This window comes from Hansschlegelia sp. KR7-227 (assembly GCF_049446035.1).
GTDB lineage: Bacteria > Pseudomonadota > Alphaproteobacteria > Rhizobiales > Methylopilaceae > Methylopila.
In genome coordinates this window covers 2,277,967-2,298,299 of sequence record NZ_JBMSEA010000001.1, presented here as the reverse complement: position 1 = coordinate 2,298,299, position 20,333 = coordinate 2,277,967, and the positions used below count along the sequence as shown (strand labels likewise).

19 protein-coding genes are annotated in these 20,333 nt (G+C 70.4%); 17 read left to right on the top strand and 2 right to left on the bottom strand.

Translation table 11 applies throughout. The annotated features are described in order from the left end of the window. Positions 1-123 precede the first annotated feature (123 nt). The 15 genes from ACO2RJ_RS10755 (at position 124) to ACO2RJ_RS10685 (ending at position 14,816) form a co-directional block, all read left to right on the top strand. Positions 124-513 carry a DUF779 domain-containing protein gene (locus ACO2RJ_RS10755; protein WP_423268002.1) on the top strand — a complete coding sequence of 130 codons (390 nt, stop codon included), beginning with the start codon at positions 124-126 and terminating at the stop codon, positions 511-513. 277 nt (positions 514-790) lie between these two features. Next, positions 791-1,582 (top strand): SDR family NAD(P)-dependent oxidoreductase, encoded by a 792-nt coding sequence (locus ACO2RJ_RS10750; protein WP_423268001.1) that lies wholly within the window; start codon positions 791-793, stop codon positions 1,580-1,582. Between the two features lie 54 nt (positions 1,583-1,636). Beyond that, positions 1,637-2,239, top strand: coding sequence for a malonic semialdehyde reductase (locus ACO2RJ_RS10745; protein WP_423268000.1), 603 nt, complete (start codon positions 1,637-1,639; stop codon positions 2,237-2,239). 95 nt (positions 2,240-2,334) lie between these two features. After that, a complete protein-coding gene (gene tsaB / locus ACO2RJ_RS10740) occupies positions 2,335-3,018 on the top strand; it encodes a tRNA (adenosine(37)-N6)-threonylcarbamoyltransferase complex dimerization subunit type 1 TsaB (protein ID WP_423267999.1) in 684 nt (227 codons plus the stop codon). Positions 3,019-3,124: 106 nt separating this feature from the next. Beyond that, positions 3,125-3,625 carry a GNAT family N-acetyltransferase gene (locus ACO2RJ_RS10735; protein WP_423267998.1) on the top strand — a complete coding sequence of 167 codons (501 nt, stop codon included), beginning with the start codon at positions 3,125-3,127 and terminating at the stop codon, positions 3,623-3,625. A gap of 162 nt (positions 3,626-3,787) precedes the next feature. Continuing rightward, positions 3,788-4,165, top strand: coding sequence for a Fur family transcriptional regulator (locus ACO2RJ_RS10730; protein ID WP_423268957.1), 378 nt, complete (start codon positions 3,788-3,790; stop codon positions 4,163-4,165). A 5-nt stretch (positions 4,166-4,170) separates the two neighbouring features. Beyond that, on the top strand, positions 4,171-5,025 hold the full coding sequence (locus ACO2RJ_RS10725; RefSeq protein ID WP_423267997.1) for a lysophospholipid acyltransferase family protein: 855 nt from the start codon (positions 4,171-4,173) through the stop codon (positions 5,023-5,025). Positions 5,026-5,034: 9 nt separating this feature from the next. Then, positions 5,035-5,742 carry a sulfate transporter family protein gene (locus ACO2RJ_RS10720; RefSeq protein ID WP_423267996.1) on the top strand — a complete coding sequence of 236 codons (708 nt, stop codon included), beginning with the start codon at positions 5,035-5,037 and terminating at the stop codon, positions 5,740-5,742. 98 nt (positions 5,743-5,840) lie between these two features. Then, a complete protein-coding gene (locus ACO2RJ_RS10715) occupies positions 5,841-8,153 on the top strand; it encodes a transglycosylase domain-containing protein (RefSeq protein WP_423267995.1) in 2,313 nt (770 codons plus the stop codon). A 50-nt stretch (positions 8,154-8,203) separates the two neighbouring features. Continuing rightward, positions 8,204-8,614: a VOC family protein gene (locus ACO2RJ_RS10710; protein ID WP_423267994.1), complete on the top strand. Its 411-nt coding sequence runs from the start codon at positions 8,204-8,206 to the stop codon at positions 8,612-8,614. Between the two features lie 82 nt (positions 8,615-8,696). Beyond that, positions 8,697-9,932, top strand: a complete 1,236-nt coding sequence (locus ACO2RJ_RS10705) for an argininosuccinate synthase (protein ID WP_423267992.1) — start codon at positions 8,697-8,699, stop codon at positions 9,930-9,932. Between the two features lie 43 nt (positions 9,933-9,975). Continuing rightward, positions 9,976-10,938, top strand: a complete 963-nt coding sequence (locus ACO2RJ_RS10700) for a class I SAM-dependent methyltransferase (protein ID WP_423267991.1) — start codon at positions 9,976-9,978, stop codon at positions 10,936-10,938. Beyond that, the gene (locus ACO2RJ_RS10695) at positions 10,935-12,014 is read left to right on the top strand and encodes a hypothetical protein (protein WP_423267989.1); all 1,080 of its coding nucleotides are present in this window, start codon (positions 10,935-10,937) and stop codon (positions 12,012-12,014) included. The genes ACO2RJ_RS10700 and ACO2RJ_RS10695 overlap by 4 nt, the downstream gene beginning before the upstream one ends. Before the next feature lie 169 nt (positions 12,015-12,183). Continuing rightward, positions 12,184-14,013, top strand: coding sequence for a translational GTPase TypA (typA, locus tag ACO2RJ_RS10690; protein ID WP_423267988.1), 1,830 nt, complete (start codon positions 12,184-12,186; stop codon positions 14,011-14,013). A 95-nt stretch (positions 14,014-14,108) separates the two neighbouring features. After that, complete coding sequence (locus tag ACO2RJ_RS10685) at positions 14,109-14,816, top strand: methyltransferase domain-containing protein (RefSeq protein WP_423267987.1); 708 nt, start codon at positions 14,109-14,111, stop codon at positions 14,814-14,816. 17 nt (positions 14,817-14,833) lie between these two features. Here the strand turns inward: ACO2RJ_RS10685 and ACO2RJ_RS10680 are convergent, their stop codons facing one another. Together ACO2RJ_RS10680 and ACO2RJ_RS10675 are read right to left on the bottom strand one after the other, a co-directional pair. Next, positions 14,834-15,982 carry a polysaccharide pyruvyl transferase family protein gene (locus ACO2RJ_RS10680; protein WP_423267986.1) on the bottom strand — a complete coding sequence of 383 codons (1,149 nt, stop codon included), beginning with the start codon at positions 15,980-15,982 and terminating at the stop codon, positions 14,834-14,836. 187 nt (positions 15,983-16,169) lie between these two features. Beyond that, positions 16,170-17,000, bottom strand: coding sequence for a MipA/OmpV family protein (locus tag ACO2RJ_RS10675; protein WP_423267984.1), 831 nt, complete (start codon positions 16,998-17,000; stop codon positions 16,170-16,172). A 191-nt stretch (positions 17,001-17,191) separates the two neighbouring features. On the opposite strand from ACO2RJ_RS10675, the gene glpD reads away from it, so the two are divergent. Continuing rightward, positions 17,192-18,745: a glycerol-3-phosphate dehydrogenase gene (gene glpD, locus ACO2RJ_RS10670; protein WP_423267983.1), complete on the top strand. Its 1,554-nt coding sequence runs from the start codon at positions 17,192-17,194 to the stop codon at positions 18,743-18,745. A 59-nt stretch (positions 18,746-18,804) separates the two neighbouring features. After that, the gene (glpK, locus tag ACO2RJ_RS10665) at positions 18,805-20,292 is read left to right on the top strand and encodes a glycerol kinase GlpK (protein WP_423267982.1); all 1,488 of its coding nucleotides are present in this window, start codon (positions 18,805-18,807) and stop codon (positions 20,290-20,292) included. Positions 20,293-20,333: the final 41 nt, after the last annotated feature.

The following is a 20,333-nucleotide window of genomic DNA, read 5'->3' as shown; positions in this document are numbered from 1 at the left end:
CACGCCGTTTCGAGGATCATGATCCAAGGCCGGGCGCGCGCCAAGAGCGTCGGGAGGTAGACCTGCGCAGGGCTTTCCAACGCAGCCGGGGCGCGCCACCTTCCGAGGCGGAGGATTGAACCCATGACGTCAAACGTTCCGCTCCGCGTCGTCGCCACGCAGAAGGCGCTCGACCTGATCAAGACGCTGCAGGAGGAGCACGGCGAGATCCTGTTCCACCAGTCCGGCGGCTGCTGCGACGGCTCCTCGCCGATGTGCTACGGCCGCGGCGAGTACATGGTCGGCGACGACGACGTGAAGCTCGGCGAGGTCGGCGGCGTGCCGTTCTACATGAGCCCGTCGCAGTTCGAGTACTGGCGCCACACCCATCTCACGCTCGACGTCGTGCCCGGCCGCGGCGGCATGTTCAGCCTCGAGAACGGCCGCGAGGTGCGCTTCCACATCCGCTCGCGCATCTTCTCGGACGCCGAGGTGAAGGCGCTGGAAGCGGCTGAAGCCATGGCTGCGGCCTGAGCCGCCTCATCGGGCGCCAGCCTCCGTTCTTCGAGACGACGGCTGGCGCGCCCCCATAGTGAAGCTCGTCATGGTCCGGCTCGACCGGACCATCCACGCCGGGCGTCGTGCTCGACGCCGGCCATGGATCCTCCGGTCAAGCCGGAGGACGACGGAGGGGTCGGCCCGCTGAGCGCCGCGCGGCCTTGCGGCCCTGCAAGGCGACGGCGCTGGAAATCCGGCGGCGCGCGTACGATCTTCCGGCGGTCTTGAACGGCCGCGAGGAGCGCCAGACGCCATGAACATCGATCTCACCGGCAAGACCGCAATCGTCACGGGCTCCACCATCGGCATCGGGCACGCCATCGCGATCGGCCTCGCCAAGGCCGGCGCGTCGGTCGTCGTCAACGGACGCAAGCAGGACGCCGTCGACGCGGCGGTCGCGGCGATCCGAGAGGCCGCGCCGGGGGCGACCGTCAAGGGCGTCGCCGCCGATCTCGGCGCGAGCGAGGGCGCGGCCGCGCTGGTCGCCGCCGTGCCTCAGCCCGACATTCTCGTGAACAATGTCGGCGTCTTCAAACCGATGGACTTCTTCGACATCCCGGACGAGGAGTGGAGCCGGGTCTTCGAAATCAACGTCATGTCCGGCGTCCGCCTCTCGCGCGCCTATGCGCAGGGCATGGCGGAGCGCGGCTGGGGCCGCATCGTGTTCATCTCCTCGGAGAGCGCGATCAACATCCCCGTCGAGATGATCCAGTACGGTTTCTCGAAGACCGCCCAGCTCGCGGTCGCCCGCGGCCTGGCCAAGCGGATGGCCGGCACCGGCGTGACCGTGAATTCCGTCCTGCCCGGGCCGACCTTGTCGGAGGGCGTCGCCGAGATGCTGAAGGACGAGGTCGCCAAGACCGGCCAGAGCCTCGAGGAGGTGGGCGCCGCGTTCGTCAAGGCGCATCGGCCGTCGTCGATCATCCAGCGCGCCGCGACGGTCGACGAGGTCGCCAATATGGTGGTCTATGTCTGCTCGAAGGAGGCGTCCGCCACCACCGGCGCGGCGCTGCGCGTCGACGGCGGCACGGTCGACACGATCTAGCGGCGTCGCCGCCCCCGAACGCTGACGCCAAGACCACCAGCACAGGATGTGACCTTGCCCGGACCTCACCGCGCTCCGCTCGACGACGCCGCGCTCGACACGCTGTTCCGCACGGCGCGGACGCACAATTCGTTCCGCGACGAGCCCGTCTCGGAGACGACGCTGCGCGCGCTGTTCGAACTTGTGAAGATGGGGCCGACGAGCGCGAACGGCCTGCCCGGACGTTTCGTGTTCGTGACGTCGCATGAGGCCAAGGCGAAGCTGAAGCCCGCGCTCTCGGCGAACAACGCCGAGAAGACCATGAAGGCGCCGGTCACCGTCATCATCGCCCATGACCTCGCCTGGCACGAGAATCTGCCGCGCTTCTTCCCGCATGCCGACGCCAAGAGCTGGTTTGCGGGCAATGACGCGGCGATCGCGGAGACGGCTTTCCGCAACGGCACCCTCATGGGGGCCTATCTGATCCTGGCGGCGCGCGCCCTGGGCCTCGACACGGGCGCGATGTCGGGCTTCGACAAGGCCAAGGTCGACGCGGCGTTCTTCCCCGACGGCCAGTTCAAGACGAACTTCCTCCTGAACCTCGGCTATGGCGACGGCCAGAAGCTGTTCGAGCGGCTGCCGCGGCCGGACTTCGACGAGTTCTGCCGCATCGCCTGAGCCTGTCCGCGCGCGCCGGCGTTTTCCCGCCTGACGGCTGACGGGGGTCGACCGTCGCGTGGCGCGGCGGCGCCCTTGTCTGCTACTCAAGCGGCATGCGCGTTCTCGCCATCGACACCGCCCTCGGCGGCTGCTCGGTCGCCGTCGTCGACACCGACGACGAGGGCGCGGCGCTTTACGCGGTCTCGATCGAGATGGCGCGCGGCCACGCCGAGGCGCTGATGCCGGAAGTGGCGCGCGCGCTCGACGCCGCGGGCGGCCTCGCGCGGATCGAGCGCCTCGCCGTCACGGTCGGGCCGGGCAGTTTCACCGGGCTCCGGGTCGGGCTCGCCGCGGCGCGCGCGCTCGGCCTCGGCGCCGGCCTGCCGGTCGCCGGCGTCTCGACCCTTGTCGCGCTCGCGGCGCCGATCCTCGACGCCGGCGACGGCTCGGTTCCGGTCGCCGCCGCGATCGACGCGCGGCACGGCCGCGCCTTCTTCCAGTGCTTCGCAGGCGACGGGCGGGATCTGGTCTCCGCCCGGCTGATCGAGGCGCGGGACGCCGCGCGCGCGATGGGGGGCGGGCCGGTCCTCATCGTCGGCTCCGGCGCCGACCTCGTGCTCGCGGAAGCGGACGATCCTTCGATCGTGAAGGCCGATGCTCCGCACCACGCGCCGGACATCGTCTGGGTGGCGCGGCTCGGCGCGGCAGCCGACCCTTCGGCGGCCCCGCCGCGCCCGCTCTACCTCAAGGCCGCCGACGCGCACCCCCAGACGGGCGGGCGCATCGCGCGCCGGTAGGGCGAAAGCCGCATTGCGGTGACGGATGAGATTTCCTGCAATCCTCCGGCCCCGGCGCGCCGCGACAGCCGCGGCGACGTTTCGGCCGGCGCGACGAAGAGGCCTCATGTTCTGGCTGTGGTTCTGGGACGCCTATCTCGACCGGCGGATGGCCTGGGCGGTCGAACCCGCGAGGGCGGACGACATCGAGGATCTCGTCGCGATCCACGGCTCGGCCTTCGCGCGCGGCTGGAGCGCGCAGGAGATCGACCAGCTGGTGGCCGACCGCGCCGTGATCGCCTGCGTTCTCCGCCGCGAAGGCCGGTCGCGGCCGCAGGGCTTCGCGCTGTCGCGGGTCGCGGAGGACGAGGCCGAAGTGCTGTCGATCGCGGTCGCCGAGGCGCGGCGCGGCACGGGCGGCGGACAGGCGCTGCTCGGCCGTCATCTCGGCCGGCTCGCGGGCCACGGCGTGCGCCGGGTCGTGCTCGAGGTCGACGAGGACAACACGCCGGCGCTCAGCCTCTACGAACGCTTCGGCTTCGAGAAGGTCGGGCGCCGCCCGGCCTACTACGCCCGCGCGGACGGAACGCGCGGCGCGGCCGCCGTGCTCGCCCTCGAACTGCCGTGACGGGCGCCGGAAGCGGCCGCGGTTTACGAGTCTTGCCGCCGATCCTATAAGCGACCCTCAGAGCGCGCCGCGCCGCGCCATCGGCCGCGAGACCACGGGACTGACGCCGACGTGTCCACGCCGAAACCTGAATCGATCGAAATCCTGTGCGCCCTGAAGGGCATGCGCATGACGGAGCAGCGCCGCGTGATCGCGCGCGTCGTCGAGGACGCCGTCGACCATCCGGACGTCGAGGAGCTCTACCGCCGCTCAGCCGCCATCGATCCGCGGATTTCGATCTCCACCGTCTACCGCACGGTCAAGCTGTTCGAGGACGCCGGCATCATCGCCCGGCTCGACATCCGCGACGGCCGATCCCGCTACGAGCCGGCGCCGGATGAGCACCACGACCATCTGATCGATCTGCGCTCGGGCAAGATCGTCGAGTTCCGCGACGAGGAGATCGAGGCGCTGCAGGCGGCGATCGCGAAGCGGCTCGGCTATCGGCTCGTCGACCATCGGCTCGAGCTCTACGCCGTGCCGCTCGACGACGAGAGCTGACGGCCATGGTCCGCCGCCGCATCCGGGCCGTCGTCTCGGCCCTCGTGCTGATCCCCGTCGTCGTCGTCCTCGGCCCGGCGCAACTGCTCCTGATCCGGCTCGGGTCGCCGCTCGCGCAGACCATCCCCCTGATCTTTCACCGCCTCGCAATGAAGGTCGTCGGGGTTCGCGTTCGGATGATCGGCGAACCCTCCCGGCTGAGGCCTCTGCTGATCGCCTCGAATCACTCGTCCTGGCTCGACATTCCCGTCCTGGGGTCGGTGTCGAGGATGTCGTTCGTCGCGAAGTCGGAGATCGCTGACTGGCCGGTGTTCGGCACGTTGGCGCGTCTGCAGCGCACGATCTTCGTCGACCGCGCGCGCCGTTCGGCGACGGCGTCGGTCAACCGCGAGATGGCGGACCGGATGGTGTCCGGCGTGCCCGTCATCCTGTTCGCCGAAGGCACGTCGAGCGACGGCAACCGGGTGCTCGCCTTCCGCACCTCGCTGCTCGGCGCGGCGCGCGCGGCGCTCGCGAACGGCGGCGGCGAGACGGTGGCGGTGCAGCCTGTATCGGTCGCCTACACGCACCGCAACGGCCTGCCGCTCGGGCGGCTCGGCCGCCCTTTCGTCGCCTGGTACGGCGACATGACCTTCCTGAACCACCTCTGGTCGATCCTGCGGGACGGCGCGATCGACGCGACCGTCACCTTCGGCGATCCGATCCTGGCCGACGCGGCCACCGACCGGAAGCGGCTCGCCGCCGAGGTCGAGCGGACCGTGCGCCGCATGACGACCGACGCGCTGCTGGGCCGGCCCAAGGGCGAACGCGCGGTCGACGCCGCCGGCGCGCCGCCGGTCGAAGCCGCCGTCGTGGCCTGAGCGCAGCCCATGATCGACGCAGTCCTCAAGGCGGCGCGGCAGACGCTGTCGCCGCCCTTCCGGGCGGTGCTCCTGAAGTCGCTCGCGATCACGGTCGCGACGCTGATCGCGGCGTGGTTCGCGCTCGATTTCGCCGCGGACCGGCTGCTGACGCTGCAGAACGCCACGCTCAACCAGATCGCCCACATCGTGGCGGGCTTCGGCGTCGCGTTCGGGCTGCTGTTCCTGATCGCGCCGGTGACGGCCGCGGTCGCCGGCCTGTTCCTGGACGACGTCGCCGAGATTGTCGAGCGCACGCACTATCCCGGCGAGCCGGCCGGAGCGCCCCTGCCGCTCGCCCGCAGCCTGTGGCTGTCGCTGCGCTTCGCGCTCGTCGTGCTCGGCCTCAACCTGCTGATGCTGCCTTTGCTGTTCCTGCCCGGGATCAATCTGGCGGCTTGGCTCGGCGTGAACGGCTATCTGCTCAGCCGGGAGTATTTCTCGATGGCCGCGCTGCGCTTCCGGTCCGAAGCCGACGTGACGGCGTTGCGACGGCGCAACAGGCTTAAAGTCTTCTTAGGAGGGCTCGTGGTGGCGGGGCTGGCGGTGGTGCCCTTCGCGAACCTCCTGACCCCGCTGTTCGCCACGGCCTTCTTCGTCCATCTGCACAAAAGGGTGAGCGCGGACGAGGCGACGCGGTTGCGGTCCCGCGGTCCTGCGAACCTGCCGCGACCGTAACGCCCCTTAAACCTGCCGCAATCAAAGTCCACCCGGGGTGGTAGGGGACGGTCGATCCGCGAGGCGGCCGCAAGCGTGCGTGACGAGGTTTCGGATCGATGGCGATCGGACGGCGTTCCGAGCGGGACGAACGGCGCGAGCCGCGCTTCGACGCGAGCTCGGGGCCGGCGACCGATCTTCGGCTGACGCCGGAGGATCGGCCGGCCGGCGGCTTCTTCCGTCGCGGCAAGGCGTCGAACGGAGAACGCTTCGATCCGCCGGAGGACGACCTCAGGGCGGACGGCCGGCGCGAACCGAATTTCGGCGGCCCGAGCGACCGCGCGGCGCCGGCCGGCGACCGCGAAAAGCTGTCCTACTGGGCCTGGGTCATGGGTCGTAGCCGCCCCGCCCGCAAGCGCGGCGGATCCGGGGGCGGGTCCGGCGGACGCCGGAAGCCGCGGCGCAGCCTGCTCGGCCGGCTCGTCGCGCTGGTCTTCGTGCTTGGAATCTTCGGCGCGGCGGCCGGCGGCGGGATCGTCGCCTATTACGCGTCGAGGCTGCCGCCGATCCAGGATCTCGAGATCCCGAAACGGCCGCCAAACGTCGTCATCGCCGGACTGGACGGCAAGCCGATCGCCAATCGCGGCGAAACCGGCGGCGCCTCCGTGCCGCTGTCGGAGATGCCGAAATTCGTCCCGCAGGCGTTCATCGCGATCGAGGACCGGCGCTTCTACGACCATTGGGGCGTCGACGTGTTCGGCCTCGCCCGCGCGGTCAAGGCCAACATCGAGCGCGGCGGCGTCGCGCAGGGCGGCTCGACGCTCACCCAGCAGCTCGCCAAGAACCTGTTCCTGACGCCGGCGCGCTCGCTCGAGCGCAAGGTGCAGGAAGCCGTGCTCGCCTTCTGGCTCGAACGCAAGTTCGGCAAGCAGAAGATCCTCGAACTGTACCTCAACCGCGTCTATTTCGGCGCGGGCGCCTATGGCGTCGAGGCGGCGTCGCAACGCTATTTCGGCAAGTCCATCCGTCAGGTGAACGTCTCGGAGGCCGCGACGCTCGCGGGCCTCGTCAAGGCCCCGTCGCGGCTGTCGCCGTCGAACGATCCGGACGCCGCGCGGGCGCGCGCCGACGTCGTGCTGCAGGCGATGGCGGAGGAGGGCTACCTCACCCGCGACCAGGCCAACCGCGCCTTCAAGGTCTCGCCGCCGTCGCCGGCCCCGAAGCCCGAGGGCGCCGTCGGCTACGTCGCCGACTGGGTGATGGAGCAGCTCGACGGGCTGATCGGCCTGTACGACGAGGACCTGGTCGTCGAGACCACGATCGATCCGGCGCTCGAGGCCGAGGCGGAGAAGGACCTCTCGGAGGCGATCTCCAAGCGCGGCGCGAAGCTCGGGGTCAGCCAGGGCGTGCTCGTCGCCCTCGAGCCCGACGGCGCGGTGCGGGCGCTGGTCGGCGGCCGCTCCTACGCGCAGAGCCAGTTCAATCGGGCCGTGACCGCGAAGCGCCAGCCCGGCTCGGCCTTCAAGCCCTTCGTCTATCTGACGGCGCTTGAGCTCGGCATGACGCCGTCCACCGTGCAGGTCGACGCGCCGGTCAAGCTCAAAGGCTGGAGCCCGGAAAACTACACCCGCCGCTACGCGGGCCCGATGACGCTGACCAGCGCGCTGTCGCGCTCGATCAACACGGTCGCGGTCCGGCTCGGCATGGAGGTCGGGCCGGAGAACGTCGCCCACACGGCGGCCCGGCTCGGAATCACCTCGCCGATGGCGCCGAACGCGTCGATCTCGCTCGGCACCTCGGAGGTCACGCCGCTCGAACTCGCAGCCGCCTACGCGCCGTTCGCGAATGGCGGCATGGAGGCGAAGCCCTATGTCGTCACGTCGGTGAAGACGGCGGACGGCGAGACGCTGTTCCGGCGCAAGCCGGAGCCGCCGAAGGAAGTGGTCGACCTCGAGCGCGTCGGCATGATGAACGCGATGCTGGGCGAGACCCTGCGCACCGGCACGGCCCGTTCGGCGAAGCTCGCGGGCTGGCCGGCCGCCGGCAAGACCGGGACCAGCCAGGATTTCCGCGACGCCTGGTTCATCGGCTACACCTCGCGGATGGTGACGGCCGTGTGGTTCGGCAACGACGACAACTCCCCGACCAAGCACGCCTCGGGCGGCGGCCTGCCCGTCGAGGTGTGGAGCCGCTTCATGACGCGCGCGCATGAGAACGCGCAGGTGGCGGAGCTGCCGGGCGACTGGGCGCCGCAGGTCGCGGGCTATCAGGAACCCGGCGACGTCTACCAGACCGGCCCGGGCGGCGGCGGCCAGCCCGCGCCCGAGGACTACCCGCCCGAGGGCCGCATCGTGCGCGAACGCGCGCCCCGCGGCGACGGCGGTCCCTTGCGCGAACCTCTCGGCTTCCTGAAGAAGCTGTTCGGCGGCTGACGCTGGCGCTAACGTCTCGCCCGGCCTGCGAGGCCGCGCGGAGCCCAGCCATGAGCGATCCCGAGACCCGAGCGCCGAACGTGTTCCCGGCGTTCAAATACGCCGACGCCCCGGCCGCGATCGAGTGGCTCGAAAAGGCGTTCGGCCTGACCCGCGGGCTGGTCGTGCCGGCGCCGGACGGCGGGATCGCCCATGCCGAGATGTCGATCGGCGCCGGCGGCGTGATGCTCGGCTCGCTGCGCGAGCCTTCCACCGAAGACCCTTGGGCCGACGCGCCGTTCGGCCTCTATGTCGTGGTCGACGACATCGAGGCCCATTACGAGCGGGCGAAGGCCGCGGGCGCGGAAATCGTCGAGGAGATCAACGACACCGACTTCGGCTCGCGGCAGTACTCCGCCCGCGATCCCGGCGGCGTCATCTGGTGCTTCGGGACCTATCGTCCGGGCGACGAGGGGGCGTGAGGCGGTCGGCCGGCTTGCGCCGCGCGTCGCGCCGACTAGAGTGCGCCGCCATCGCCCTCCCCGTGATTTTCTGGACACCCCGATGCCTGAGCCCAAGAGCGTGAAGAAGGTCGTCCTCGCCTATTCCGGCGGCCTCGACACCTCCGTGATCCTGAAATGGCTGCAGACGACCTACCAGTGCGAGGTCGTCACCTTCACCGCTGACCTCGGGCAGGGCGAGGAGCTGGAGCCCGCGCGCAAGAAGGCGGAGCTGCTGGGCGTCAAGCCGGACAACATCTTCGTCGACGACCTGCGCGAGGAGTTCGTCCGGGACTACGTTTTCCCGATGTTCCGGGCGAACACGGTCTATGAGGGCCAGTATCTGCTCGGCACCTCGATCGCCCGGCCGCTGATCGCCAAGCGCCAGATCGAGATTCTCAGGGCGACCGGCGCCGACGCCGTCTGCCATGGCGCGACCGGCAAGGGCAACGACCAGGTCCGCTTCGAGCTCGCCTATTACGCGCTGGAGCCCGACGTCACCGTCATCGCGCCGTGGCGCGAATGGGATCTGACGTCCCGCACGAGGCTGATCGAGTTCGCGGAAGCGCACCAGATCCCGATCGCCAAGGACAAGCGCGGCGAGGCGCCGTTCTCGGTCGACGCCAACCTGCTGCACTCCTCCTCCGAGGGGAAGGTGCTGGAAGATCCGGAGCTCGCGGCGCCGGAGGACGTCCACATGCGGACGATCTCCCCGGAGGACGCGCCGGACCAGCCGACGCTGATGCAGATCGCCTTCGAAAAAGGCGACCCCGTCGCGATCGACGGCGAGGCGCTGTCGCCCGCCGAGATCCTCACGCGCCTCAACGAACTCGGCAAGGCGAACGGGATCGGCCGGCTCGACCTGGTCGAGAACCGCTTCGTCGGCATGAAGTCGCGCGGCGTCTACGAGACGCCGGGCGGCACGATCCTGCTCGCGGCCCACCGCGCGATCGAGTCCATCACGCTCGACCGCGGCGCGGCGCATCTCAAGGACGAGCTGATGCCGCGCTACGCGGAGCTCATTTACAACGGCTTCTGGTTCTCGCCGGAGCGCGAGATGCTGCAGGCGGCGATCGATCATTCCCAGACCGAGGTCTCCGGCGTGGTGCGGCTCAAGCTCTACAAGGGCAACGTCATCGTGCAGGGCCGGTCCAGCCCGAACTCGCTCTACGACCAGGATCTGGTGACCTTCGAGGAAGGCGCCGTCGCCTACGACCATCGCGACGCTGCGGGCTTCATCAAGCTCAACGCCCTGCGGCTGAGGACGCTCGCCGCCCGCCGCCTCAAGCGGGGCGGTTGAAAGCGGAGGGCCCGCGGACCGAGAGGCGATCGGGGAGGGCGAAATGACGTTCTCGCTGAAATCCCTCGGCCGGCTCGCAGGCCTCGGTCGCCGACCGGCGCAGGCGAAGCGCGATCTGCCGGCCGCCCAGGACGTCGACTTCATCCCCGCGGCCGATCTGCGCGTCGAGGTCTGCCCGCTCTGCGGCGATCGGTCGGCGGGCCGGCTCTCCGTCTATCCCGCGCTTGACGGCCGGTTCCGCGGCCGCATCGTCTGGTGGTGCGAGTCCTGCGGCTCGGGCTTCGTTCCGAACGCACGGGCGCTGATCGCGGATTACTACGCCGCCGCCTACGCCGCCGAGATCAAGCGGGATCGGGCGCTGTCGCCGGAGGCCTACGCCGATCCCGCGACGCGGGCGGCGTCGCCCGCGATCGCCCGCCACCTCGCGCGCGTCGACCAGCAGATTGCGGCGCTGCGGCGGCTCGGCGGGGCCTTCGACGCCGTACTCGATTACGGCTCCGGCCCCGGCTACTTCCTCCGGGCGCTCGACCCGACCGTAAAGCTCGCCGTCGAGCCGGACGCCGCCTCGCGCCCGCATCTCGACGCCATCGGCGCGCGGGTCACGACGCTCGACGCCGTCGAGCCCAGCTCGCTCGACCTGATCATGGCGTCCCATGCGCTCGAACATCTCTGCGCCGAAGACCTCATGGCGACGCTGCGCGCGATGAAAGCCGCCTTGAAGCCGGACGGCCTGCTCTATGTCGAGGTTCCCCAGGGCGCGCTCTCCGCGCTCCGGCTGGCCTACCGCCACGAGCCCCACACGATTTTCTTCTCTCCGCCCGGCCTCGAGCAGGCGGTGCGGCGAGCGGGCCTGACGATCGTCGAGCGCTTCTACCGCTCCCCCGGCCGCGGCCGGCGCCGCGCCAACGCGATGTGGGCGCCGGACCGGCAGGATCCGTTCCAGGCCGAGATGGGCGGCGGCATGACGGTCGTCGCCCGGCGGCCACCCGGGCGCGCGGCGCCATGATCCAGGGCCTCATCCGGCGGCTGACCGGCCGGTCGCGCGCTCGCGTCCTCTATCTCCATGTCGGCCCGCACAAGACCGGCACGACCTCGATCCAGGCCTGCCTGCGCCGCAACGCCGCCCGGCTCGCGAAAGAGGGGTACGTCTACCCCGTCACGCCCCGCGCCGACGGAATCATTCTTCGGAACCACTCCCCCCTCGCCAGTCTCGGCGCGTCCAGCGCCGCCCCGCTCGGCTCGGACGGGCCGTGGCGGTCCATCGCGGAACTTCTCGCCCGGCATGACGGCCCCGTGGTGCTGTCGACCGAACTGTTCGCCGGCGCCTTCCGCGCGCCGCGCGCGCTCGGGCGGGTGGTCGATCTCGCGGAACGTCACGGCTACCGCGTCGAGGCGCTCGCCTATGTCCGCGACCAGCCGGCCTGGCTCAACTCCTGGTACGCCCAGATCCAGAAGCGCCTTGAGGCGTCGATCGGCTTGCGGGGCTTCGTCGAGTCCGCCGCCCGCCGCGGGCTGGTCGACCCCTGGGCCTATCTGAAGCCCTATCTGGACGAGCCGCGCATGACGCTGCAGGTCGTCTCCTTCGAGCGCGCGATCGAGGCGGGCCTGGAGCGCGACTTCCTCGCCCGCATCGGCCTGCCGCGGCCGGAGGACGTTCCCGTCATCCGCCACGCCAATCCGAACCCAGGCGCCAAGACGGTCTTCGCCGCCCAGCGGATCATGGCGCGCTCGCCCGTAGCGCCGGTGCGCCTGCCCCATCATGCGAGCGCCGAGCGCGCCTTTCGATCGGCCTATGAGGGGCTGGACTGGGCCGCGCGACCCTATGTCGGGTTCGACGCCGCGACGGCCGACGCGATCCGGGCCCGCTACGCGGAGGGCAATGAGCGCCTCGCCGATCGCTTCTTCTCCGCGACCTGGCGCGAACTCGCGCCGGCGAAGACGACGGAGCGCAGCGTGTACGACCCGCGCGCGGCCACTCCGGCCGAGCGGCGCGAGATGCGCGACGTGGTGGAGAAGGTGAGGGCCCTTCTCGGCGCCGAGACCCTGTCGGAAGCCCCGGCTCCGCAAAAGGCGCGGGCCTGATCCGTCCGCTCGCCGGCGCCTTTGTGTTCGGAACGGGCGTTTCATTGGCCGTGCGGCGCGCGCGGTCTTGCGTTTTCGGGCTGTCTCCCGCATCTGTGGCGCCGCACAAATCTCAGACACCGACAGAACGCCCGCAAAACGCCGCCGCGGGCTCCAAGGCTTTCGTCCCATGAAACTCCACAACATCGCGATCATCGCGCACGTCGACCACGGCAAGACCACGCTGGTCGACAAGATGCTGCAGCAGTCCGGCTCGTTCCGCGAGAACCAGCGCGTCGCCGAGCGCGTGATGGACTCGAACGATCTTGAGAAGGAGCGCGGCATCACCATCCTCGCCAAGGCGACCTCGGTCGTCTGGAAGGACACGCGGATCAACATCGTGGACACGCCGGGCCACGCCGATTTCGGCGGCGAGGTCGAGCGCATCCTGTCGATGGTCGACGGCGTGATCGTGCTGGTGGACGCCGCCGAAGGGCCGATGCCGCAGACCAAGTTCGTGGTGTCGAAGGCGCTGAAGATCGGCCTGAAGCCGATCGTCGCCGTCAACAAGGTCGACCGGCCGGACGCCCGGGCCTCGGAAGTGATCAACGAGGTGTTCGACCTGTTCGCGGCGCTCGACGCGACCGACGAGCAGCTCGACTTCCCGATCCTCTACGGCTCCGGCCGCGACGGCTGGCTGGCGCCGACGCCGGAGGGCCCCAAGGACCAGGGCCTCGCGCCGCTGTTCGATCTCGTGCTCCGCCACGTGCCGCAGGCGAGGACCGAAGAGGGCGCCTTCCGCATGCTCGGCACGCTGCTCGAGGCGAACCAGTTCCTCGGCCGCATCATCACCGGCCGGATCATCTCCGGCACGGTGAAGCCGAACCAGACCGTCAAGGTGCTGTCGCGCGACGGGGCCGTGGTCGAGAACGGCCGGGTCTCCAAGATTCTCGCCTTCCGCGGCATCGAGCGGACCGCGATCGACATCGGCGAGGCTGGCGACATCGTCTCGATCGCAGGACTCGTGAAGGCTTCGGTCGCCGACACTTTCTGCGATCCGTCGATCGACACGCCGATCCAGGCGCAGCCGATTGATCCGCCGACCGTGTCGATGACCTTTCTCGTCAATGACAGCCCGCTCGCCGGCACCGAGGGCGACAAGGTGACGAGCCGCGTGATCCGCGACCGCCTGCTCAAGGAAGCCGAGGGCAACGTCGCGCTCAAGGTGGAGGAGTCCAAGGACAAGGACTCGTTCATCGTCTCCGGCCGCGGCGAGCTGCAGCTCGCCATCCTGATCGAGACCATGCGTCGCGAGGGCTTCGAGCTCGGCGTGTCGCGTCCGCGCGTCGTCCTGCAGAAGGACGAGGCCACCGGCGAACTCGTCGAGCCGATCGAGGAAGTGGTGATCGACGTCGACGAGGAGCATTCCGGCGTCGTCGTGCAGAAGATGTCGGAGCGCAAGGCCGACATGCTGGAGATGCGGCCGTCCGGCGGCAACCGCCTGCGGCTGGTGTTCCACGCGCCCACCCGCGGTCTGATCGGCTACCAGGGCGAGCTGCTGACCGACACCAAGGGCACGGCGATCATGAACCGCCTGTTCCATTCCTACGGCCCCTTCAAGGGCGAGATCGCCGGCCGCAACAACGGCGTGCTGATCGCGAACGAGGCCGGCGAGGCGGTCGCCTACGCGCTCTGGAACCTCGAGGACCGCGGCCCGATGATCATCGAGCCGGGCTGGAAGGTCTATCAGGGCATGCTGATCGGCATCCACAGCCGCGACAACGACCTCGAGGTCAACGTCCTCAAGGGCAAGAAGCTGACGAACATCCGCACCCAGTCGAAGGACGAGGCGGTGCGGCTGACGCCGCCGATCCGCATGACGCTCGAGCGTTCGCTCGCCTGGATCCAGGACGACGAGCTGGTCGAGGTCACGCCGAAGTCGATCCGCCTGCGCAAGCGCCTGCTCGACCCGAACGAGCGCAAGCGCGAAAGCCGTAAGGCCGAAGTCGAAGTCGCCTGATCCGACGGCCCGAAGCGCCGCCCGCCCGCGGCTTGACCGCGCGCGGGCGGTTGCTGCACCGGCCGGGCACTTTCCCCGCGCGCAGGACATCCAGCATGCACACGACGTCGCTCGAACACATGACGCGCTGCATCGAGCGCTTCATGTCGAAGGATCGCGACTACGTGGTGGTGGATTTCGGCTCGCGTCAGGGCCAGCCGCACAAGCCGACCCACAAGACGCTGTTCGAGGGCTACCGGCACAGATATGTCGGCGTCGACATCGCCGCGGGCGACAATGTCGACGTGGTGATGGCCAAGCCCTATTCGATCCCTTTGAAGAGTCGGAGCGCGGACATCGTCATTACCGGCCAGGTGTTCGAGCACGTGCCGTTCATCTGGGCGTCGTTCCTGGAGCTCGTGCGGATCCTGAAGCCCGGCGGCTACATCTTCATGACGGTGCCCTCGCGCGGCCACCGTCATGCCGTCCCCTATGACTGTTGGCGCTACTATCCCGACGCCATGCGCGCTTTGGCGGCCTTCGGGCAGGTCGAGCTCTGCGTCGCGACGACCGACTTCCCGCCGGTCGCGCCGGGCGGCAAGCGCAGCGATTACCGTCGGATTCCCGCCCGCGAGTATTGGGGCGATACGGTCGGCGTGTTCCGGAAGACGGCCGACCATCCGCGGCTGCGCGTCGCTTTGGTGCGCGAGGTCGTGAAATGGTGGGCGAACCGCACGGCGGAGCTGAAGCCGATCCCGCGCGGCCCCCGGCCTGTCGCGACGGCGGCGCCCGGCGCGCCCAAGCCGGCTGACGAGCCGGGCTAGCCGTCCTTTCCCGATTGTCAGAACCGGTCCAGCGGGGCGCGCTCGCCAGGCGGCTGTCCCGACAAGGGCGCCTGAACCCCACAGGTCCGGTTCGGCAGCCGCGCCAAGAGCTGTGCGGCGACGCGGCGCTTCGCCGCCACGCGGTCCGCGTCGGCGGCGGTCATCCGTCCGTCCGGCTCGGCGAACGCGCCGAGCGCGCCGTGTTCGACCGGCCGGAACGGCGAGCCGAGCCCGAGCACGAGGTCGTGCTTCGCGCGGTAGAAGGCCGAGCGGGCGGCGTAGCGCCCGGTCATGCCCACGCGCGCGGCGATGAGATGGGGGTGGAAGCGGCAGGTCAGCATGGCGTCCTGCGGGGCGACCGGGATGCTCTGGTTCAGCAGGCGATGGGTCCCGTAGCGCTGGATCTCGGGAAACTCGGCCGACAGTTCGGCGAACAGCTCCGCGTCCACCCGCGAGCACGTCCAGAACACCACCTTGTCGAAGGCGGCGAACAGGTCGCGGATCGCTTGGCTCCCGGCGCCGCCGAACAGGGCGGTCCGCTGCCAGCCCGACAGATGCAGCCAGCGCGACGCACGGTTTTGGGGAACGACCGGCTGCAGGAAGGCGTCGTCGAGCCCCGCGATCAGCTCCGGGCGCGCGCCCACAAGCGTCTGCATCGCGTCGAACGACAGCGCGTCGCGGCATTCGAGAAGGTCGAAATCGTCGACGATCGAGCGAAAAGCCGCAGCGTCGGCGGCGTTCATGTCCACGAAGGGGCCGAGACCGAGGCCCGTGCCCACAAGCGGGACGCCCAGGAGCCGCTTCAGCTCCGACGCCGCCGCAAGCAGCCGCGTCGCGTTCCGCCAGACGCCCGAAGCGTAGCCGCCGCCGCAGACATGGATCATGGACACCTTGGCGAAGCCGTCCTCGTTCGCCCGCGCGAAGCCGCGGCCGAGCCGGGCGAAGTCGGCATAGCCCCGGTCGAGGCCCTCGCCGTGACGCGGGATGCGGGAGACGAAGGCGACGTCCCCGAAGCCCGTGAGCAGCCTCTCGCTCGGCCCCGCGCCGCGCCCGTCGATGGTGATCGGGCCGTCGTAGCCCGCCGCGCGGTAAAACCGCAGCCAATGCGCGACGATCAGTTCGTCGCCAAAATTCGGTCCGCCGTTTCCGGCGATCAGATACAGCATGAGGCCGCCTCGAGACGCCGCCCTATTAATCTATAGAAATGATATATTGAATGGTATGGTGGCGCAAGCGAGCTTGAGCCGGCGCCATCGGGCGCCAGCTGAAGGCTCGGGACAGGATCGTAGGGAGAGCGGGATGGCCCTCAGACGCGGCGCAGGCTCGGCGACGCGTCCTGCGCCGCCGGAAGGCTCACCAGTTCACGCCGAACGTGTAGGCGACGCCGAGACCCACGGTGAGCGCGTTCTTCGACCCGAGGGTCTTGGCGACGGGGCTCTTCGCGGCGTCGCCGGTCAGCCGGTCGTAGCCGCCGAACAGGGTGGAGCTCCAGTGCTCGGTCCAGTCATAGGTGACGGCCGATGCGAAGCCGACCGACTTGATCCCGCCATCCGCCTTGTAGGGAGACACCCGGCCGTTGCGCAGCGCTTCCGGCCCGTTGACGCCGTAGTAGGTGTCCATGAACTTGCCGTCGCCGATCTCCATGCGGGGGCCGACGGAGATCACGAGGCGGTCGAAGCGCTCGATCCAGTCGGCCGAGACGTTGCCGACGAAGCCGCTGTGTCCCCAGACGCCGTGGCGAAGCTCGCCGCGCACGCGGATCTTCTCGTAAGGGTAGAACTCGACGAACAGGCCGGGCTCGATCGCCCAGTCGATGTCGCGCATGCCGCGGAACTTGTGGTCGTCGCTGGAGTCGCGCTCGCCGCGGATCCGCGCGACCGGCCCGGCCTGGAACCACGCGGTGTCGAGCACGGGGAAGCCGAAACCATCGTCCGGCGCGCCGAATTTCCAGGGCTGGTTGGGGCGGCGGACGCTGAGGCCGGGCATGCCGGAGACGCCGTATTTGCCCGAGCCTTCGAATTTCGGGCTGATCGTGCCCGTCGCCTTCAGCGTAACAAGCCAGCCATCCTGCTGGATCGCTTCGACCGCGACCGGCGTTTCGATTGCGATGTCGGCGGCGAATGCCGGGGCGGCGCCGACCAGAAGGGGCGCGGCGACGAAGGCGGCGGCGGGGAGAAGACGCATCGTGACGGAACCTGTGGCGTGACGGCGGGCTGGGGGCGACCCGCACCGAGATATGGCCGGAGCTTCGGCGTTCGTCAGTCGAAAACAAAAGCTGCCGGCAGAATGCCGGACAAGCGTTGCCGAACAGTCACCGCTTGGGGTGATGCGGCGGCGGCGCGTTCTGCGCTATATCCGCGCCGATGAACGCGCCGATGACACCGCCGCGAAACCCTTCGCGGCCCCCAAAACGCTACGGGCCCGGCGGCGACGCGCCTTATGACCTCGCCATCATCGGCGCAGGGGTGAACGGCTGCGGCATCGCGCGCGACGCCGCCGGCCGCGGACTCTCGGTTCATATCTGCGACAAGGGCGACATCGGCGGCGCGACGTCCTCGGCGTCGACCAAGCTGATCCATGGCGGGCTGCGCTACCTCGAGCGCTTCGCCTTCCGGCTGGTCAGGGAGTCGCTGCGCGAGCGCGAGACGCTGCTCAGGATCGCGCCGCATCTCGTCCGCCCCATGCGCTTCGTGCTGCCGCACCATGCGGGCCTGCGTCCCTGGCCGGTGCTCCGGCTTGGCCTGTTTGTCTACGACCGGCTCGGGGGACGCCGCCGGCTGCCGGCGAGCCGCGCGATCGATCTTGCGCAGGACGTCGCGGGCGCGGCGCTGAAGCCCGGCTTCTCGCGGGCCGTCGAATATTCCGACTGCTGGGTCGACGACGCCCGCCTCGTCGTGCTCAACGCGCTCGACGCCGCCGAACGCGGCGCGGTCGTCGCGCCCCGAACCCGCTGCGTGTCGGCCGAGCGCGTGGGCGGTCTGTGGCGGGTGACGCTCGACGGACCGGACGGCGTCGAGATCATCCGCGCGCGGGGGCTCGTCAATGCGGCGGGTCCCTGGGCGGCCGAGGTGCTGGCCGGCCCGATCGGCTCGAACGCCCCGTCCAAGATCCGGCTGGTCCGCGGCAGCCACATCGTGGTCCCGCGGCTGGTCGACCATGACCGGGCCTATCTGTTCCAGCAGGCGGACGGGCGTGTGGTGTTCGCCATTCCCTACGAACGGGACTTCACGCTGATCGGCACCACGGACGTCGACCATGTCGGCTCGGCCGACGACGTCGCGATCTCCGAGGAGGAGATCGCCTATCTCTGCGCGGCGGCCACCCGCGCGTTCCGGCGGCCGGTCGAGCGGGAGACCATCGTCTGGACCTATTCCGGCGTGCGGCCGCTCTATGCCGACGGCGCGGTGGCGGCGCAGGAGGCGACGCGCGACTACGTCCTGGAGCTCGAGACCGGCGGAGGACGGCCGCCTCTGCTCTCGGTGTTCGGCGGCAAGCTCACGACCTATCGCAGGCTCGCCGAAGCGGCGCTCGGGAAGCTCGCGGGCGTGATGGCGATCCCGAAGGACGACTGGACCGCGGGATCGCCGCTGCCCGGCGGCGACCTGCGCAAGGCCGGCCTGCGCGGTCTGAGGGCCCGGCTGCTGCGCGATCATCCCTATCTGGACGAGGCGCACGCCGAGCGGCTCGCCCGCGCCTATGGAACGCGCGCCCGTCAGATCCTGCGCGGCGCGACATCCGCCGACGACCTCGGGCGCAGCTTCGGCGCGGATCTCACCGAGCGCGAGGTGCGCTACATGGTCGAGCGGGAATGGGCGATGACCGCCGACGACGTGCTCTGGCGGCGCAGCAAGCTCGGCCTCAGAATGACCGCCGAAGAGCGCGCCGCGCTCTCCGTCTATATGGGCGAGCTCGTGTCCGTCCCGGTCTGAGGCGAGCCGCGTGCGCGCGTCGCGCGCGTCGCCGGTTGCGCGCATGTCCGGAGGCTTGAATGCCGACCCATCTGCTTGCGATCGACCAGGGCACCACCTCGACGCGCGCCATCGTCTTCGACGGCGAACTCGTCCCTGTCGCGAGCGCGCAGCGCGAGTTCCGGCAGATCTATCCCAGGCCGGGCTGGGTGGAGCACGATCCCGAGGACATCTGGGCCTCGACCGTCGCGACGGTGTCGGAGGCGCTGGCGCGGGCGAAGCTGCGCGCCGCCGACGTCGCGGCGCTCGGCCTCGCCAACCAGCGCGAGACCGTCGTCGTCTGGGAGCGCGCGACGGGCGCGCCGATCCACAACGCCGTCGTCTGGCAGGACCGGCGCACCGACGCGGTCTGCGCCAGCCTCAAGGCGGAGGGGCTGGAGTCCGAGATCACGCGCCGCACCGGCCTGCTGCTCGACCCGTATTTCTCGGCGACGAAGCTCGGATGGATTCTCGACCACGTCGAAGGCGCGCGGGCGAAGGCGGAGGCCGGCGAGCTGCTGTTCGGCACGATCGACGCCTTCCTGATCTGGCGGATGACCGGCGGCCGCCGGCACGTCACCGACGCCACCAACGCATGCCGCACGCTGCTCTACGATCTCGCGACCGGCGGCTTCGACGACGGCCTCGCCGCGACCTTCGGGGTCCCCATGGCGATGCTGCCCGAGATCGCCGACAGCGCCGGCGATTTCGGCGAGACGCTTCCCGAACTGTTCGGGGGCGCGATCCGGATCGCGGGCGTGGCGGGCGACCAGCAGGCCGCGACCGTCGGCCAGGCCTGCTTCGCGCCCGGCATGGCGAAGATCACCTACGGCACCGGCGCCTTCGCGCTGCTCCACACCGGCGACGCGCCTGTGGCCTCGCGCAACAAGCTGCTCACGACCGTCGCGCTCCAGCTCGGCGGCCGCCGAACCTTCGCGCTCGAAGGCGCGATCTTCGTCGCCGGCGCCGCGGTGCAGTGGCTGCGCGACGGGCTGAAGCTGGTGCGCGAGGCGGCGGAGACCGACGCGCTCGCGCGCGCCGCCGACCCCGGCCAGGACGTCTATCTCGTGCCGGCCTTCGTGGGCCTCGGCGCGCCCCACTGGGACGCCGGCGCCCGCGCCGCCCTCATCGGGCTGACGCGCGGAACGGGCGCCGCCGAGATCGCCCGCGCCACGCTGGAGAGCGTGGGCTACCAGACCCGCGACCTGATCGAAGCGATGCGCGCCGACTGGCCGGACGCCGGTCAGGTCGTGCTTCGCGTCGACGGCGGCATGGCGGCGAGCGACTGGACCCTGCAATTCGTGGCCGACGCGCTCGACGCCCCCGTGGATCGCCCCGCCATCAGCGAGACGACGGCGCTGGGAGCGGCCTATCTCGCAGGGCTCGCCGCGGGACTTTGTCCCGAACCGGATGAGTTTTCGAAGAGCTGGCGGCTCGATCGGCGTTTCAAACCGGCGATGGACGCCGCGACGCGCGAGCGGAAGCTCGCGGGCTGGGCCGACGCCGTGGAGCGCGTGAAGACGCGCTGAGGCGCGAGCGCCGCCGACAGGTTCGCGGCCGCCGCGCGGCG